At 57.4% G+C, this 14,866-nt stretch carries 14 protein-coding genes; all 14 read left to right on the top strand.

The genetic code is table 11. The features are described 5' to 3' along the window. The first annotated feature begins 42 nt into the window (after positions 1-42). The 14 genes from KGZ66_03320 to rpe all read left to right on the top strand — a co-directional run bounded on the left by KGZ66_03320 (position 43) and on the right by rpe (position 14,843). Positions 43-2,709 (top strand): cation-translocating P-type ATPase, encoded by a 2,667-nt coding sequence (locus KGZ66_03320; GenBank protein ID MBS3984621.1) that lies wholly within the window; start codon positions 43-45, stop codon positions 2,707-2,709. Between the two features lie 71 nt (positions 2,710-2,780). Beyond that, the gene (locus KGZ66_03315; protein ID MBS3984620.1) at positions 2,781-3,665 is read left to right on the top strand and encodes a YicC family protein; all 885 of its coding nucleotides are present in this window, start codon (positions 2,781-2,783) and stop codon (positions 3,663-3,665) included. A 23-nt stretch (positions 3,666-3,688) separates the two neighbouring features. Then, a complete protein-coding gene (locus KGZ66_03310; GenBank protein MBS3984619.1) occupies positions 3,689-3,985 on the top strand; it encodes a DUF370 domain-containing protein in 297 nt (98 codons plus the stop codon). 12 nt (positions 3,986-3,997) lie between these two features. Further along, positions 3,998-4,192: a DNA-directed RNA polymerase subunit omega gene (locus tag KGZ66_03305; GenBank protein ID MBS3984618.1), complete on the top strand. Its 195-nt coding sequence runs from the start codon at positions 3,998-4,000 to the stop codon at positions 4,190-4,192. A gap of 30 nt (positions 4,193-4,222) precedes the next feature. Then, positions 4,223-6,199, top strand: coding sequence for a primosomal protein N' (priA, locus tag KGZ66_03300; GenBank protein ID MBS3984617.1), 1,977 nt, complete (start codon positions 4,223-4,225; stop codon positions 6,197-6,199). A 24-nt stretch (positions 6,200-6,223) separates the two neighbouring features. Further along, positions 6,224-6,694 carry a peptide deformylase gene (gene def / locus KGZ66_03295; GenBank protein MBS3984616.1) on the top strand — a complete coding sequence of 157 codons (471 nt, stop codon included), beginning with the start codon at positions 6,224-6,226 and terminating at the stop codon, positions 6,692-6,694. Then, positions 6,678-7,622 (top strand): methionyl-tRNA formyltransferase, encoded by a 945-nt coding sequence (gene fmt, locus KGZ66_03290; protein ID MBS3984615.1) that lies wholly within the window; start codon positions 6,678-6,680, stop codon positions 7,620-7,622. Before def ends, fmt begins: the two co-directional genes overlap by 17 nt. 11 nt (positions 7,623-7,633) lie before the next feature. Further along, entirely contained in the window at positions 7,634-8,314 is a 681-nt protein-coding gene (locus KGZ66_03285; GenBank protein ID MBS3984614.1) for a zinc metallopeptidase, read from the top strand. Further along, on the top strand, positions 8,298-9,653 hold the full coding sequence (rsmB, locus tag KGZ66_03280) for a 16S rRNA (cytosine(967)-C(5))-methyltransferase RsmB (protein ID MBS3984613.1): 1,356 nt from the start codon (positions 8,298-8,300) through the stop codon (positions 9,651-9,653). Before KGZ66_03285 ends, rsmB begins: the two co-directional genes overlap by 17 nt. A gap of 16 nt (positions 9,654-9,669) precedes the next feature. Beyond that, positions 9,670-10,701: a 23S rRNA (adenine(2503)-C(2))-methyltransferase RlmN gene (gene rlmN, locus KGZ66_03275; protein MBS3984612.1), complete on the top strand. Its 1,032-nt coding sequence runs from the start codon at positions 9,670-9,672 to the stop codon at positions 10,699-10,701. Positions 10,702-10,717: 16 nt separating this feature from the next. Beyond that, positions 10,718-11,461: a Stp1/IreP family PP2C-type Ser/Thr phosphatase gene (locus KGZ66_03270; GenBank protein ID MBS3984611.1), complete on the top strand. Its 744-nt coding sequence runs from the start codon at positions 10,718-10,720 to the stop codon at positions 11,459-11,461. Beyond that, positions 11,458-13,308, top strand: coding sequence for a protein kinase (locus KGZ66_03265; GenBank protein ID MBS3984610.1), 1,851 nt, complete (start codon positions 11,458-11,460; stop codon positions 13,306-13,308). The genes KGZ66_03270 and KGZ66_03265 overlap by 4 nt, the downstream gene beginning before the upstream one ends. Before the next feature lie 3 nt (positions 13,309-13,311). Beyond that, positions 13,312-14,193 (top strand): ribosome small subunit-dependent GTPase A, encoded by an 882-nt coding sequence (rsgA, locus tag KGZ66_03260; protein ID MBS3984609.1) that lies wholly within the window; start codon positions 13,312-13,314, stop codon positions 14,191-14,193. Further along, entirely contained in the window at positions 14,190-14,843 is a 654-nt protein-coding gene (gene rpe, locus KGZ66_03255) for a ribulose-phosphate 3-epimerase (GenBank protein MBS3984608.1), read from the top strand. Before rsgA ends, rpe begins: the two co-directional genes overlap by 4 nt. The last annotated feature ends 23 nt before the right edge of the window (positions 14,844-14,866 follow it).

The following is a 14,866-nucleotide window of genomic DNA, read 5'->3' as shown; positions in this document are numbered from 1 at the left end:
GCGATAACAGGCATATGTTTTATGAGGATAAGGAGGTGCAGCGTGAAGGGAGAAAGCGGATGCCACGCGCTCGCCTATGAAGAGGTTTTGCGCTGGCTGGAAACAAGTCAAAGTGGGCTTAGTCAACGTGAGGCAGAGCGCCGACTGCGCGAAGTTGGGTTAAACGAACTAGTCGAAAAGCCGCGCCCGGGTCTCTTGGCGCGGTTCATTGCACAGCTCAGCGACTTAATGACGCTAGTTCTCTTAGCGGCGACGGTCGTCTCGGGGCTGATGGGCGAGTATGCGGATGCGGTGATAATCGTCGCCATAGTCTTGCTTAACGCTACGCTCGGGCTCATTCAGGAATGGCGGGCAGAAAAGGCGCTGGCCGCCCTAAAGAAACTCGCTTCACCTACCGTTACCGTACGACGTGACGGCGAAGAGAAAACCATGGCTGTGTCGCGGCTGGTGCCGGGCGACATTGTGCTCCTTACCGCAGGCGACCGCATTCCGGCTGATGTGAGGCTGTGTCAAGCGTGGTCCTTCGAAGTAGACGAGGCTCCCCTGACGGGCGAATCTATTCCGGTCAGCAAGCACACTAAAGCGGTAGCAGAGAGTGCGGGCTTACCCGAGCGCGCCTGTATGGCCTACTTTGGGACAATGGCCACCAAAGGCCGTGCGGTTGGCGTGGTTGTGGCGACCGGCATGGATACGGAGGTAGGCTTAATTGCTTTGCTTCTGCAATCTAAAGATGAGCCTACGCCGTTGCAGCAACGCTTCCATGAACTGAGTCGGTACTTGGTGTTCGCTTGCCTCGCTGTATGTGCTTGTGTCGTAGCACTTGGCCTAAGTCGGGGAGAACCGTTCTACAGCATGTTTTTGGCGGGAGTAAGCCTAGCGGTGGCCGCTATTCCCGAAGGGCTACCGGCGATTGTGACTATTGTTTTGGCCTTAGGCGTGCAGCGCATCGCTAAGGTCAATGCGCTGGTGCGGCGGCTCCCGGCGGTAGAGACTTTAGGTAGCGCTACGGTCATCTGCTCCGACAAAACCGGCACTCTGACCTGCAATCAAATGACGGTTACGGAAGTCCTGGCAGGCGGTGAGCGCTATCGAGTTTCTGGGCATGGGCTCACGTCCCAGGGGGAGTTTTTCGCGGAGGACAGGCGCGTAGTAGCACAGATAGTACCCGACCTAAACCTTGCCTTGCGCATTGGTGCAGTCTGCACGACTACACGCGTCTCGCGCGGTAAGCAGCGGGCAGTAATAGGGGACCCCACCGAAGCCGCGCTGATTGTGGCGGCGGAGAAAGCGAAGCTTGAGTTTGGCGGCAACTTAGTGAGAGAGTTTCCCTTTGATTCAGAGCGCATGCTGATGAGCGTAATCGTAAAAGACAAGAGCGGTAAGCACGAAGTGCTCACCAAAGGTGCGCCCGACGCCTTGTTTGCGATTTGTACCGAATACAGGGAAGGGGGACAGACCAAGAAGCTGACTCCGGCCACCCTTGCTGCCTTGCAGAAGCAAAACGAGGAGCTTGCCGCGCGAGGTCTTAGAGTGCTAGGGGTTGCCTATCGGGAGTACAGCGGCAATCCGGAGACGGCAGATATCGCGACTAGCGAGCGCGGCCTTACTTTTGTCGGGCTCATGGGCATGCACGACCCGCCGCGTGCCGAAGTCAGAGCAACCCTGAGAAAGTGCAAAATGGCCGGGATCAGGGTGATTATGGTTACGGGCGACCACGCCTTAACGGCCTTAGCTATTGCCCGTGAAATTGAGCTTGTGGACCAGGACGCGCGCGTTGTTAACGGCACGGAGCTAAGCGCTATGCAGGATAAAGAGCTAGAGGCCGTAGTCTCGCGCGTTAACGTCTTCGCGCGCGTCTCGCCTGAGTGTAAGTTGCGTCTAGTGCGGGCCCTGCGCCGACAAGGACAGGTCGTAGCCATGACGGGAGACGGCATTAACGACGCTCCCGCCTTAAGCGAAGCCGACATTGGCGTGAGCATGGGGCAGTGCGGTACAGAAGTAGCCCGCGAGGCCTCGGCGTTAGTTCTCCAGGACGACAACTTCGCCACGATTGTGAGAGCCATAGAGGAGGGGCGAGGCATCTACGACAACATACGCAAGTTTATCCGCTACCTATTGTCGTGCAATGTGGGGGAGCTGTTGGCGGTGTTCTTGGCCATGGCGGTGGGGCTGCCGCTTCCTCTACGTCCGCTGCAAATACTGTGGGTGAACTTAGTCACCGACGGCCTGCCGGCCATGGCCCTCGGGGTAGACAGCGCTGACAAAGGCGTCATGCTGCGTCAGCCGCGTTCCCCGGCCGAGGGAGTCTTCAGTCGTGGGCTCGCGCGCCGGATTCTGACGCGCGGGACGCTGATTGGCATCTCCACCGCGCTAGTGTTTGCCGCCAGCTTAAAGACCGGGCAGTGTCTCGCTACTGCCCAGACGATGGCTTTTGCGACTTTGGTCGTCTGCCAACTCCTGCACGTGTTTGACTGCCGCTCAGAGACAATGGGCGTAGCGGAAAAGGGGTTGCTGTCAAATCCGTGGCTGTTCGCGGCAGTAATGTCTTCAGCCGTGCTGTTACTGGCATCTATTTACTTGCCATTCCTCCGCGACTTGTTCGGAAATGTGCCGCTTTCGGCGACCGCCTGGGGGGTAGTGTTGATCGCGTCAGGTTTCCCGAGCATAGCAATCGGCATACGGCGGTTGCTTGCGCACTGGGCCGCTTGATTCTCTGGGTAAAGACGGTATACTATTCGCAGGAGAAGTGTTCCGTTAGAGGCGTAGGGGGAGTTTAGGGCATGGGTTTGCGCAGCATGACCGGCTTTGCGCGCGTGCAGAGGGAGTGCGAAGTAGGCGTACTCACCGCAGAACTAAGGTCTGTCAATCACAGGTATCTCGACTTGTCGTTGCGTATGCCAAGAGAGCTGTCGACGATGGAAGAAGAGATTAAGGGCTTAGTAAGGGAGAGGGTGGCGCGCGGCAGAGTCGAGCTTACGCTTAGACTGCAGTCGCAGGCGAAGCATACTCGACCGGCTGTCTTTAACGGCGAGCTGCTGCGGGAATACAAGGGAAAACTGCTCAGCCTAGCCTGCGAGCTAGAACTAGATCCACGCCAGAATGTCTCACTGCCCTACTTGTTGTCGCTTCCCGGCGTGTTGGTAGAGCAAGAAGAGAGCGATGATTCCCAGACGCATTGGGCCTGTGTTAAAGAAATTGTTGCACAAGGCTTAGATGCCTTAGTAGAGTCGCGCGAGCAGGAGGGACGGCGCCTGTGCGATGATTTGGCGGCTAGGCTGGGCTTTATCAAGAGCTGTGTAGACCGTATCGAAGGGTTGGCACAAGACAGCGTCGGAAACTACTGCCAGAGGCTCTTTGAGAACATGAAGCGCATCACGCAAGACGCGGGGCTAGACCAAGGCAGACTGGAGATGGAAGTAGCGCTCTGGGCCGACCGCGCCAACATCACCGAAGAAATAGTAAGGTTAAACACCCACCTGCACAATTTCCGTCAGTTCCTCAGTCAGCAGGCTGTCGGCAGGAAGATGGATTTTTACCTACAGGAAATGAACCGTGAGGTTAACACTGTGGGGAGTAAATCAGCAGACGTAAGTATTAGCCAAATCGTGGTAGATATTAAGGCTGAGTTGGAGAAAATCAGGGAGCAAGTACAGAACCTTGAATAGTTTTGGCTGAAGGGGAGTTGAGCATGGAGATTAGGCTGATTAACATTGGCTTTGGCAACATCGTGTCCGCTAACCGCATGGTGGCGATTGTAAGTCCGGAGTCGGCACCGATTAAGCGCATCGTGCAGGAGGCGCGCGACCGCGGCATGCTGATTGACGCAACCTACGGTCGTCGCACGCGCGCGGTCATTATTACTGACAGTGACCACATCGTTCTGTCGGCTGTACAGCCTGAGACGGTGGCGCACCGCCTGTATGCGCGCGACAGCAAAGACGATGCGCTTGACAAAGAAGATAGAGACGAAGTAGTGGAAGGGTAGGCGATAGCCATGATGATTCACCCATCTGTAGATAAACTCCTGCGGCGTGTCGACAGCAAATACACACTGGTAGTAGCTTCGGCTAAGCGGGCCCGCGAGTTGATGCTGCAAAAGAAACCGGTCGTAGACAAACCGGTGACGGCAGCGCTAGAGGAGATTGACAAAGGGATTATCACGTACCAGCGTTTGCGGGAAGGCACAAAGTAGCGTAGGCGTTGCCTACGCTTTGTTTGAGCCATGTACAGCCAAGTTGTGGTCAACGTCCCGGCTCTCTACGACCGAGTGTTCACGTATCGAGGAGAGGCTCCTTTAGGGAGCCTCGTGCAGGTTCCCTTCGGGAGCAGCACAAGGGCCGCTCTCGTTGTAGGGCACAGCTCAGTCACAGACATTGCCGAGGAGATTAAGTGCCTTGGCAAGCCGCTGTACTCCGGTGCGGTTTGGCTTGACCATGCGCTCTTAGCTTTGTCGCAGGAGCTCGCGGACTTTTATCTTTGCACACGTGGCGCCATTATCGACCTTATGCTGCCGGTACCTTTTCGCGAGAAAGAGGTCAGCTCGCTCAAGAAGGTAGCTAGGCAAGCGACAAGCCACGACGAAACTCTGATGCGCAGCGCGCCGGCGCAGCTGACGACTGAACAGACAGACGCCATCGAACAGGTCAAGCGGGCCATTGCCGACGGGCAAGCCAAACCGCACCTTCTCTATGGTGTAACCGGAAGCGGTAAGACAGAGGTTTACCTTCACGCTATCTCCTTCGCACTTAGCCAAGGCAAGCAAGCCATCTATTTGGTGCCCGAAATCGCACTGACGGCGCAAGTTATTGCCAATGTGGTGCATCGCTTCGGCGAGGCAGTGGCAGTACTCCACAGCGGGCTTTCGCCCGGTGAACGGGCTAGGACGTGGCAGAGAGTGCTAAGCGGTGAATGTCGGGTAGTCGTCGGCGCGCGTTCGGCAGTTTTTGCTCCGACAGCGCGCCTCGGGCTAATCGTTATGGACGAAGAGCACGAGCAGACTTATCGCCACGAAGGCGGCGTAAACTACCACACCCGCGTGGTAGCGCAACTGCGGGCGCGACGGCAGGGAGGGGTGTTGCTTATGGGCAGTGCAACTCCCTCGCTAGAGGTGTATTCTTCTGCCGCACGTGGCGGTACGAAGCTGCTGCGGTTGACTGCGCGACCGCCGGGGACAACTTTGCCTGAAGTAAAAATCATTGACATGCGCCAAGAACTGCGGCAGGGGCTGTCAGGGCTTCTCTCGAGTCCGCTGCGGCAGGCTGTCGCCGCGAGCCTGCAAAACGGTGAGCAAGCTCTGTTGCTCTTTAACCGGCGCGGCTACGCACAGCTTTCGCTTTGTCGCGACTGCGGGCACATCGCCGCGTGTCCGCACTGCGACGTAAGTCTGCGTCTGCACGCGGCGGCGCGGCGGCTGTTATGCCATTACTGCGGCTACTCTGTGCGTGCGTCAGAGGAGTGTTCGCGCTGTCGCGGGCAGCTCTACAATCGCGGGGCCGGAACGGAGAAACTAGCCGAGGAGCTGCAGGCGTTGTTCCCTGGCTTTCTTTTCACGCGGCTCGACGCCGACACTGCCGCGGGCAAAGGCGCCCACCAGAAGCTCTTAACCGAGTTTGGCAGGCAAGATTCGCATGTCTTGTTGGGCACCAAGATGATTGCCAAAGGGCTAGATTTCCCCCGCGTCACTGTGGCAGGTGTAGTCGATGCCGACAGCGGCATGTACTACCCGGATTTTCGCGCGGTAGAGGAAAGCTTTGCTCTGCTAATGCAGGTGGCCGGGCGCTCCGGGCGGGGGACAACGTCCGGACGGGTGTTTGTCCAAACGTTTAATCCGAACCATTACTGCTTGCGGCTGCTAGAACAACATGACTACTGCGGCTTCTACAGCATTGAGAGCAGGCTGAGGCGCAAGTTGTCTTATCCGCCGTTTGGCGGCCTCGCTACGCTCTGTTTCCGCGGGAAAGACCAACACAAGGTTCTCGAAGCTGCCGAGGCGACAGGAGTGCTGTGCGGGGCAAATCCTGCTGTCACGGTACTCGGGCCGGTGGCGGAAGTTCCGGCGAGACAGAAGGGCATCTACCGCTATCAGCTCACGCTAAAAGCACCAAACAGGAAGGTCTTGCAAGTCGTGTTAGGGGAGCTTCGCGCAAGGATTACGGAAGTCTGTTCATCTGGCGCGCGTTGGTATATCATATTAGAGTAACTAACGAATTCGAGGTGTCTTCCTGTGGCGATTAGAACAGTGCGTGAGCACGGCGATGAGATTCTGCGCGAGCGGGCACGGCCCGTAAAGCGCTTAGACGATTGGCTTCTGCGATTAGTAGAAGACATGTTTGAGACGATGTACCACTACAACGGAATAGGCTTAGCTGCACCACAGGTTGGCGTCCCCAAGCGCGTTATCGTCATGGATGTCGACGGCATAAAGCTAGCACTTATTAACCCGGAGATAATTGCGTCCGAAGGCGCAAGCGTGGACTTGGAAGGATGCCTAAGTGTGCCCGGGGCCTCTGGCATTGTGAGTCGCAGTGCGAAAGTCGTGGTTCGCGGGCTAAACCTTGACGGCACCGTCAGAGAGATAGAGGCCACGGCTCTACCCGCCCGTTGCCTACAACACGAGATTGACCATCTTGACGGCGTGCTCTTTATCGACAAAGCGATTAATGTCGAGGTGGAGGACGATGAAGACGGTGCTTAGGCGCATTGTCTTTATGGGGACACCGGACTTCGCCGTGCCCGCGCTTACCGCCCTGCATAGTGCCGGACACGCTGTAGTAGCCGTTTTTACGCAACCTGACCGTCCTGCCGGCAGAGGCAGACGGTTGACGCCGCCCCCCGTCAAGTTAGCAGCGCTTGAACTAGGTCTACCCGTTTGGCAGCCTGCTTCGCTCGGCCATCCGGAAGTGCTAGACTTCTTGCTTGGTCAGGCACTTGACGTAATCGTGGTGGCTGCGTACGCTAAGCTCCTCCCACCGGCAGTATTGGCCGCGCCTCGGTTTGGCTGCAAGAACATCCATGCTTCTTTGTTGCCAAAATACCGCGGCGGAGCACCGGTGCACTGGGCAATCGTCAACGGCGAGCAGGAAACCGGTGTGACGATTATGCAAATGGCGCGGGGCCTAGACACGGGGGATGTTATCGAGCAGCGGGCCATCCCTATTACCAGAGAGGATACGTGCGGCAGTGTCACGGAAAAACTCTCGCTGCTTGGCGCAGAACTAATCTTGCGCGTGTTGGACTTGCCGGACGCAGGTGAATCAAAGCGCGTACCGCAGGCGCATGAGCTAAAATCCTTCGCCCGCACCGTGCGCAAACAAGATGGGCTGATTAACTGGGCGATGGAGTCTAAGCAGATTGATGCTTTGGTCCGCGGCATGCAGCCATGGCCGGGGGCATATACACAGTGGCGGCAAGAGACGCTCGGCGTACTGGCAACGCGTTGTTCGGTCAAAGGGCCGCGACTTCTGCCCGGGGAGGCGGTCTGCCGGGAAGGCAGCGTATGGGTAGGCTGTCAGGACGGCAGCATCGAACTACTAAAGGTGCTTCCCGCAGGCAAAAAAGCCATGTCGGCGTTAGACTTTTACCGCGGCTACCTCAGCCGTAACCCGGAGACTATATTTCACTAGGAGGGTTAGAGATGTTTATTGCCGGACCAGGTATGGGGCTGATTCTTGTGGCTATGGTGTTAGCGATGTTGGCGCAGCTAAAGATTAAGAGTGCCTATCAGAAGTATAGCGCCATGCGCTCGCGCGGAGGACGGACCGGGGCCCAGGTAGCGCGCGAGCTGTTGCGACAGGCAGGCTTAGACGACGTGGCTGTCGAAGCCGTGGGTGGGCAGCTATCTGACCACTACGACCCGCGCACACGCCGTGTGCGGCTCTCAGAGCACGTGTACAACGGCACTTCCATTGCGGCGCTCGGAGTTGCCGCACACGAGGCAAGTCACGCTGCGCAACATGCCGAGGGCTACGCGCCGTTGGCCATGCGCACGGCGCTGCTGCCTGTGGCCGGCATTGGCTCGAATCTGGCCTTCCCCTTGTTCTTCGCCGGGTTCCTGTTTAGCATGCCGGCGTTAATGGACCTGGGAATCATTTTCTTCTCGGCCGCAGTGCTCTTTCAGTTTATCACCTTGCCGGTGGAGTTTAACGCCAGCAGTCGGGCTGTGGAGCTGTTAGCCGCAGGCGGCTACGTGTCGCGCGAGGAAGAAGGCCCCGTGCGCGATATGTTGCGCGCCGCAGGCTACACTTATCTCGCCGCCACCGCAGTTTCGCTGGCTCACCTGCTGCGTTTGATGCTACTCCGTGGCCGCAGAGATTAGCGCTTCGCCTAGGCTCTTCGCACTCAAAGCACTTATCGCCGTCGACGAGAGCGGGGCCTACACAAATCTCAGTCTGGAGAGATTCTTAAGCCATTCCCTAAGCAGTGCCGACAAGGCACTGCTTGTTCAGCTGGTTTACGGAACGGTGAGCATGCAGTTAGCCATAGACTTTCAGCTGAACAGCCTGATGCGAAAACCTATTGACACGCTGCCGGCAGCCATCAGAAACATCCTTAGGCTAGGTGCCTATCAGATAATGTACCTCGCCAAAATACCACCGCATGCGGCTGTGAACGAAGCCGTAAAGCTGGCGCATCGCTTCGGTCATATCGGAACCGCGCGCTTGGTGAATGCCGTCTTGCGGCGCCTCGCACCTGCGGACGCGCTCATCTGGCCGGAAAAGTCCGAGGACTGTACGCATTATCTTTCCGTGCGCTATTCACATCCGCCGTTTCTCGTGGCACGGTGGGTGCGGCAGCTAGGGGCGGAGGAAACAGAAGGGTTGATGCGCGCAAATAACCTGCCGCCGCGCTTTAGCATCCGCGTAAATGCTACCCGCATCGGTGTGCATGAGCTCAGCGAGCGCCTGCTGGAGCGCGATTTTACGGTAGAAGCGGGGCAGTACGTGCCGGAAATCCTCTACCCCTCTCCTACGCCCTCGTTTGCGGACGAGCTGTTTACAGGAGGATATTACTCCGTGCAGGGCGAAGCGTCGGCGATGTGCGGGCACTTTTTGGCGCCCGCGCCGCGTGAGCGGGTGGTAGACTTGTGTGCCGCGCCGGGGGGCAAGACAACGCATCTTGCAGAGCTAATGGGTGATGAAGGGGAAATCTTTGCTTTTGACAGGAATGCCAAGCGTCTGCAACTGGTAGTTGAAAACGCGACACGGCTTGGACTCCGGTCTATCCGGACGATACACAGGGAGGCGCACGAAGCGCTTGCCGTTACCGGCGAGGTAGAGAAAGTGCTGTTAGACGCGCCGTGCTCGGGTCTTGGCGTGCTGCGGCATAAGCCGGACTTGCGCTATAGACATAGCGACGATACTATCAGGCAGCTTGCCGCCAACCAAAGCGAAATGCTCCGGTCTGCGGCGCAGTTAGTGGCCAGAGGCGGGACATTAGTGTATAGTGTCTGCACAACCGAGCCCGAGGAAACGACAGAGGTTGTAGGGAAGTTCTTGGCTCTGCACGGTGATTTTGCGGAAGTAAAGACGCTGCCGCGGCGACTTAAACTTAAGCGGGAGCCAAGGCGAGGGGATGGCCCCGGCTACCATTTTTGGCCACACCGCGACGGAATGGATGGATTCTATATTGCGGCCTTGCGGCGTGCAGGAATTTGACAGGAGGCGTAGAAATTTGGCTTTGGATTTCATTTCAATGGCCCCGGCCGAGAAGGCTGCCTGGCTCACAGCATTAGGAGAGCGTCAGTATCGTTTGCAGCAGATAGAGGAATGGGTGTTTAAGCAGGGCGTACTCGAATATGCACAGATGTCTAACCTGCCAAAGTCCCTGCGCGACTCGCTTTTAGCGCAAAGCGTCCCCGTGCTCGCAGCCAAAGTCGTCGCAGAGAAAGCAGATGGCGGTACGACCAAGCTTCTCATAGAGCTTTTTGACACACAGGTCGTCGAGGCAGTTATTATGCGCTACAGGCACGGTCTGACGCTGTGTGTATCCACGCAAGTTGGGTGCAAGATGGGGTGCTTATTCTGTGCCACGGCGAAAGGCGGCTTTGCGAGAAACCTGACGCGTTACGAGATGTTGTCGCAGCTGCTACTGGCTAACGCTCACCTTCGCGCCAAAGGGGAGCGCATCACCCACCTTGTCCTGATGGGGATGGGGGAACCGCTCGACAACTACGACGAAAGCCTTGCCTTTATCCGTATCGCCGTCAGCTCACTATGCTCCATAAGTGCCCGGCGCATCACGGTATCTACTTGTGGCTTGGTGCCGGCTATCGAGCGCTTGGCTGCCGAAGGGTTGCCGCTTACGCTCACCGTAAGCCTCAATGCCGCCACAGACGAACTTAGGCAATCGCTTATGCCGGTTGCTCAAACCTATCCCGTGAACGTCGTGCTGGCCGCGATGCACAGGTATGCAGAGGCGACAAAGCGCCGGGTGACAATCGAGTATGTCCTCATTAAGGGTGTTAACGACCAGGAACGTCACGCCCGGGACTTAGTTGCGAAAATTCGCGGCGGCAACTTTCACGTTAACCTCATCCCCTATAACGCGGTGCCAAACTCGGCTCTAGAGTCGCCCTTGCCCGCGTCCGTGCGGAGGTTTCAGGAAATATTGGTGCGTGAGGGCATTGTGGTCACCGTCCGTCGGGGCTTAGGGTCGCGGGTAGGAGGTGCCTGCGGGCAGTTGCGCGGAAAGCTACAAAAATAATTGGCGGGGTGGTAGCTTGTTTAGGGTAGTGTCGGAAACTAATCGCGGCAAAGTGCGGGCAGAAAACCAAGACTGCGTATTGAGCGAAGAGGTTACTCTAGCCGGGCGCGAGGCTGTTCTCTGCATTGTCGCCGACGGCATGGGAGGTCATTTGGCAGGCGATGTCGCCAGTCGTATGGCTGTGGAAGAGCTTGCGCTTCACCTGCGCACTAGGGGCGGCAGCTTAAGTCCGGCCGAGGCGCTAGAGCAGGGCTTTGCCCATGCCAATGCCGCAGTCTACGGAGCCGCCATGCGTCACGCAGAGTACGCGGGAATGGGCACCACCCTGACGGCCGCTTTAATGCTCCCTGAGTGTAGCTACATCTGTCACGTGGGAGATAGCCGCGCGTACAAGTTTGCGAACGGGACGCTGACGCGACTCACTCACGACCATTCCGTCGTGGAGGAGTTGATGCGCCATGGCGGTATCTCCGTCCGCGATGCGCGTTTTCATCCGCAGCGCCATGTCCTGACCCGTGCCTTGGGGGTTTCCGAGGAGCTAGTGACTGACTGTCAAGGCGTGTCCCTTGAAGCTTCGGATGTGTTGTTGTTGTGCTCCGACGGTTTGACCGTAGTGCTGGCGGATAAAGAAATCGAAGCCGTACTGCGCGATTCTGCCGACTGCGCCGTGGCTATTAGGCATCTAATGGACGCGGCACTCTCGCGCGGCGCCCCAGACAACGTGACTATTCTCTTGGCTACGAGCGAGGGCGGCGTATGAACATGACCGGCAAGGTTTTGGGGGGACGCTACGCAGTAGGAGAGCGGTTAGGCGGTGGCGGAACAGCTTTTGTGTACAAGGGGCGTGATGCCCTGCTGAACCGCACCGTGGCTATTAAAGTTCTCAACACGCAAATGACCGTCGACGGCGACTTTGTGACTAAGTTCCGCCGCGAAGCACAGGCTGCCGCCAGTCTTTCAAACCCCCACATCGTCGCCGTCTATGATGTAGGGCAAGACCAAGATGCTCACTTTATCGTTATGGAGTACGTCGAGGGTAAGACGCTCAAAGAACTAATTGTCGACAGTGGCACTCTAGATAGCGCTCTGGCAGTCGATATCGCCCTGCAAATAGCGGAAGCGCTGCGACATGCTCATCAGCACGGCGTTATCCATAGAGACATAAAACCGCTGAACATCTTGATGACGCGAGACGGTCAGGCCAAGGTGACAGACTTCGGCATTGCTCGCGCCATTACGTCCTCCACTCTGACGCAAACGGGTGCGCTGATGGGTTCTGTGCATTATTTGTCTCCAGAGCAAGCGCGGGGCGGTTATACCAATGAACGCTCAGACATTTATGCGCTTGGCGTCGTAATGTATGAGATGCTTACGGGAGACGTACCCTTTACCGGCGATAACGTCTTCTCTATCGGGTTAAAGCACTTACAGGAAACCCCTCGACCTCTAAGGGAAGTTTCTCCGCACATCGACCCTAGACTCGAAGCGGTGGTAATGAAGTGCCTGCGCAAAGAGCAAGACAATAGATACCAGACGGCGGAAGCATTGCTAGATGACCTTTTGGCCATAACGACAGGACGCCAGCGCGGGAGGGTAGAAGCGTCAAGTGAGTTCCCAGCGCGCGAGGAAGATTCGAGGAGGAACAGTGTGGGGAAGCAGGGCAAGCGCAAAGTCTCATGGCTGGCAGTCATTTCTGCCGTGATGGCGGTGACGATGCTCGCGACGGTTGCCGGATTGCTCTACACCTTCTGGCCTCGTCCCGAGGTGACCGTGCCTGAAATTGTAGGAAAGACGCTCGCAGAAGCGACGGCGTTGCTGCGCGAGGCAGGTCTAAATCACACGATAAAAGAGGCCGAGTCTAACCCAGATGTTCCACCTAACGTCGTGTTGCGTCAGAATCCTGTGGGCGGTCACACGGTACGTGTCGGTCGCACGGTTGAGATAGTACCTAGCCGCGGCCCGGAACTTGTAAAAGTGCCCAACATAATCGGCATGACGCTGTTAGCCGCGGAGATTGCCCTCACGCGCGACGGATTTGTGCTCGGGGAGAAGACAGAACGCACGCACGAGACGGTGCCGGTGGAACACATTATTGAGCAAAACCCGCGTCCCGGCACTTTGACGGAGCGGGGCGAGCGCATCGACATCTCCGTCAGCCTAGGGCCGCCTGTAGCCGAAGTGCCTACTCCGCAGCTCATAGGCCTGACGGAACAAGAGGTTGTGGCTCGCCTGCGGGAGGTTGGCCTTTCTGTAAGAACCCCTGTCACACGGGAATTTCACGCGGCCGTTCCGTATGGACGGGTCATCGCTCAGACCCCGGAGGCCGGGGAACGCATTCCCGTAGGTGGGGAAGTGTCCATAACTGTAAGCCGCGGTCGACAAGTGACTACTGTAGTCGTTATTCCTGCTGATAAGTTAGGGGAGCACACGCGCATTGAGGTGAGTGTCGAAGATATCGAAGGCATGCGTGTCGTATATGACCGCGTGCACAGGCGCCAGGACGGGGAAATACGCATTCCGGTATCCGGTATCGCGCCTTTTAGGCTTATCGTGCGGATTGACGGGCGCCTCGACCGCGATGAGATAGTCGGGCAGGGGGGCATATAGCGTTTGGTGGGACGGGTCATAAGACTCTTAGCCGGTTACTATTTCGTTCAGACAGAGTCTGCTTTGCTTAGGTGCCGTGCCCGCGGCAAGCTGCGCCTGGCAGAGGAGACGCCGGTTGTCGGTGATCTCGTGGAAGTGAGCGCACTTAACGAGAGCGAGGGCGTGGTCGGGCGCATCCTGCCGCGCCGTAACCTGTTGGAACGCCCCCTAGTCGCAAACGTATCGCAAGTAGTCGTAGTCGCGGCGATGACCTCGCCCGAGCCGAATCTCATCCTGGTAGACAGGGTTTTGGTAGCGGCAGAGGTGCTAGGGCTTAAAGGCGTAGTCTTCTTTAACAAGACGGATCTACACCAGCGCGAGGAACTCCGGGGTATCTACGAGAAGGCGGGTTACCGAGTGATTCTCGGGTCACTGACGTGTGCTCCTGCCCCAAGCGAGCTCTTAGATGTTCTACGCGGACAAACATCTGTCCTAGCCGGGCAGTCAGGCGTAGGCAAATCGAGCCTAGTGCGGCTCCTGTGTCCGGAGCTTGACCTAGCTGTAGGAGAAGTAAGCGCGAAGACGCGGCAAGGCAGGCACACTACGCGCCATGTCGAGCTGCACTACCTCGCGGAGTGCGAAGCTTTTGTAGCCGATACGCCGGGTTTTAGCCGCCTAGACTTACCCGAGGGGCTTACCACCTATAATCTGGCCGAGTACTTCCCGGAAATGCATGGCGCGCGCGAGCACTGCCGTTTCGGCGGTGATTGCAGGCACCGAGGTGAACCGGGCTGTGCCGTGCAGGAGAAGTTGTTGCCAAGCAAAGCGATGGCTCCGGAGAGATACAAGAGCTATTTGGCCCTCCTTGAAGAAGTCAGGCAACAGGAAAGGAGCCGATACAAGTGATAGTGCTGTCACCCTCACTCTTGGCGGCAGACCTGCTGTTTCTCTGCGAAGAGCTAGACAGCGTGGCCTCTCTAGGCTTAAGCCATGTACATGTAGATGTTATGGACGGAAACTTCGTGCCAAACATCTCCTACGGTGTAAACATGGCTCACGCTGTCAGGCGACATGGGAAGCTTAAGTTTGACTGCCACCTGATGGTCGCCGAACCGGAAAAACACGTAGAAGACTTTGCCGCAGCCGGCCCCGAACTCATCACCGTGCACTATGAGGCGACGTACCATCTGCACCGTCTCGTCTATCGCATCAAGGAACTAGGCATACAGGCAGGCGTCGCCTTAAACCCGGCTACGCCCGTAGACGTGTTAAAGTGCATTATGCCCGACCTGGACGCAGTGCTGCTGATGACGGTAAATCCCGGGTTTGGCGGGCAGAAATTTATCCCTAGCGTTCTGGAAAAAATAAGCGCAGTACGTGACTTTTCCTTGGCGCAGGGGAAAGATATTACTATCCAGGTCGACGGAGGCATAACGCTAGAAACCGGCAAGCTGTGCCTCGCACACGGCGCGACCCACCTAGTGGCAGGCGTTTCTTTCTTCGGGAGCCCCGACCGACGCGCTTTTGCAGAGAGTATGCTTGCTGCACACACCTAGCGCTCCCCGCATACACTGAGGCA

The sequence above is a fragment of the Selenomonadales bacterium genome (assembly GCA_018335585.1).
Taxonomy (GTDB): Bacteria; Bacillota; UBA994; order UBA994; family UBA994; genus UBA994.
The sequence above is the reverse complement of the archived record's forward strand: the minus strand, read 5'-3'. Positions and strand labels throughout refer to the sequence as shown.

What these genes read in the sequence shown, in the direction of transcription:
- KGZ66_03315 (MBS3984620.1), top strand. Translation starts at nt 2,781, where the DNA reads ATGGGTTTGCGCAGCATGACCGGCTTTGCGCGCGTGCAGAGGGAGTGC.
- KGZ66_03310 (MBS3984619.1), top strand. Translation starts at nt 3,689, where the DNA reads ATGGAGATTAGGCTGATTAACATTGGCTTTGGCAACATCGTGTCCGCT.
- KGZ66_03305 (MBS3984618.1), top strand. Translation starts at nt 3,998, where the DNA reads ATGATTCACCCATCTGTAGATAAACTCCTGCGGCGTGTCGACAGCAAA.
- priA (MBS3984617.1), top strand. Translation starts at nt 4,223, where the DNA reads ATGTACAGCCAAGTTGTGGTCAACGTCCCGGCTCTCTACGACCGAGTG.
- fmt (MBS3984615.1), top strand. Translation starts at nt 6,678, where the DNA reads ATGAAGACGGTGCTTAGGCGCATTGTCTTTATGGGGACACCGGACTTC.
- KGZ66_03285 (MBS3984614.1), top strand. Translation starts at nt 7,634, where the DNA reads ATGTTTATTGCCGGACCAGGTATGGGGCTGATTCTTGTGGCTATGGTG.
- KGZ66_03265 (MBS3984610.1), top strand. Translation starts at nt 11,458, where the DNA reads ATGAACATGACCGGCAAGGTTTTGGGGGGACGCTACGCAGTAGGAGAG.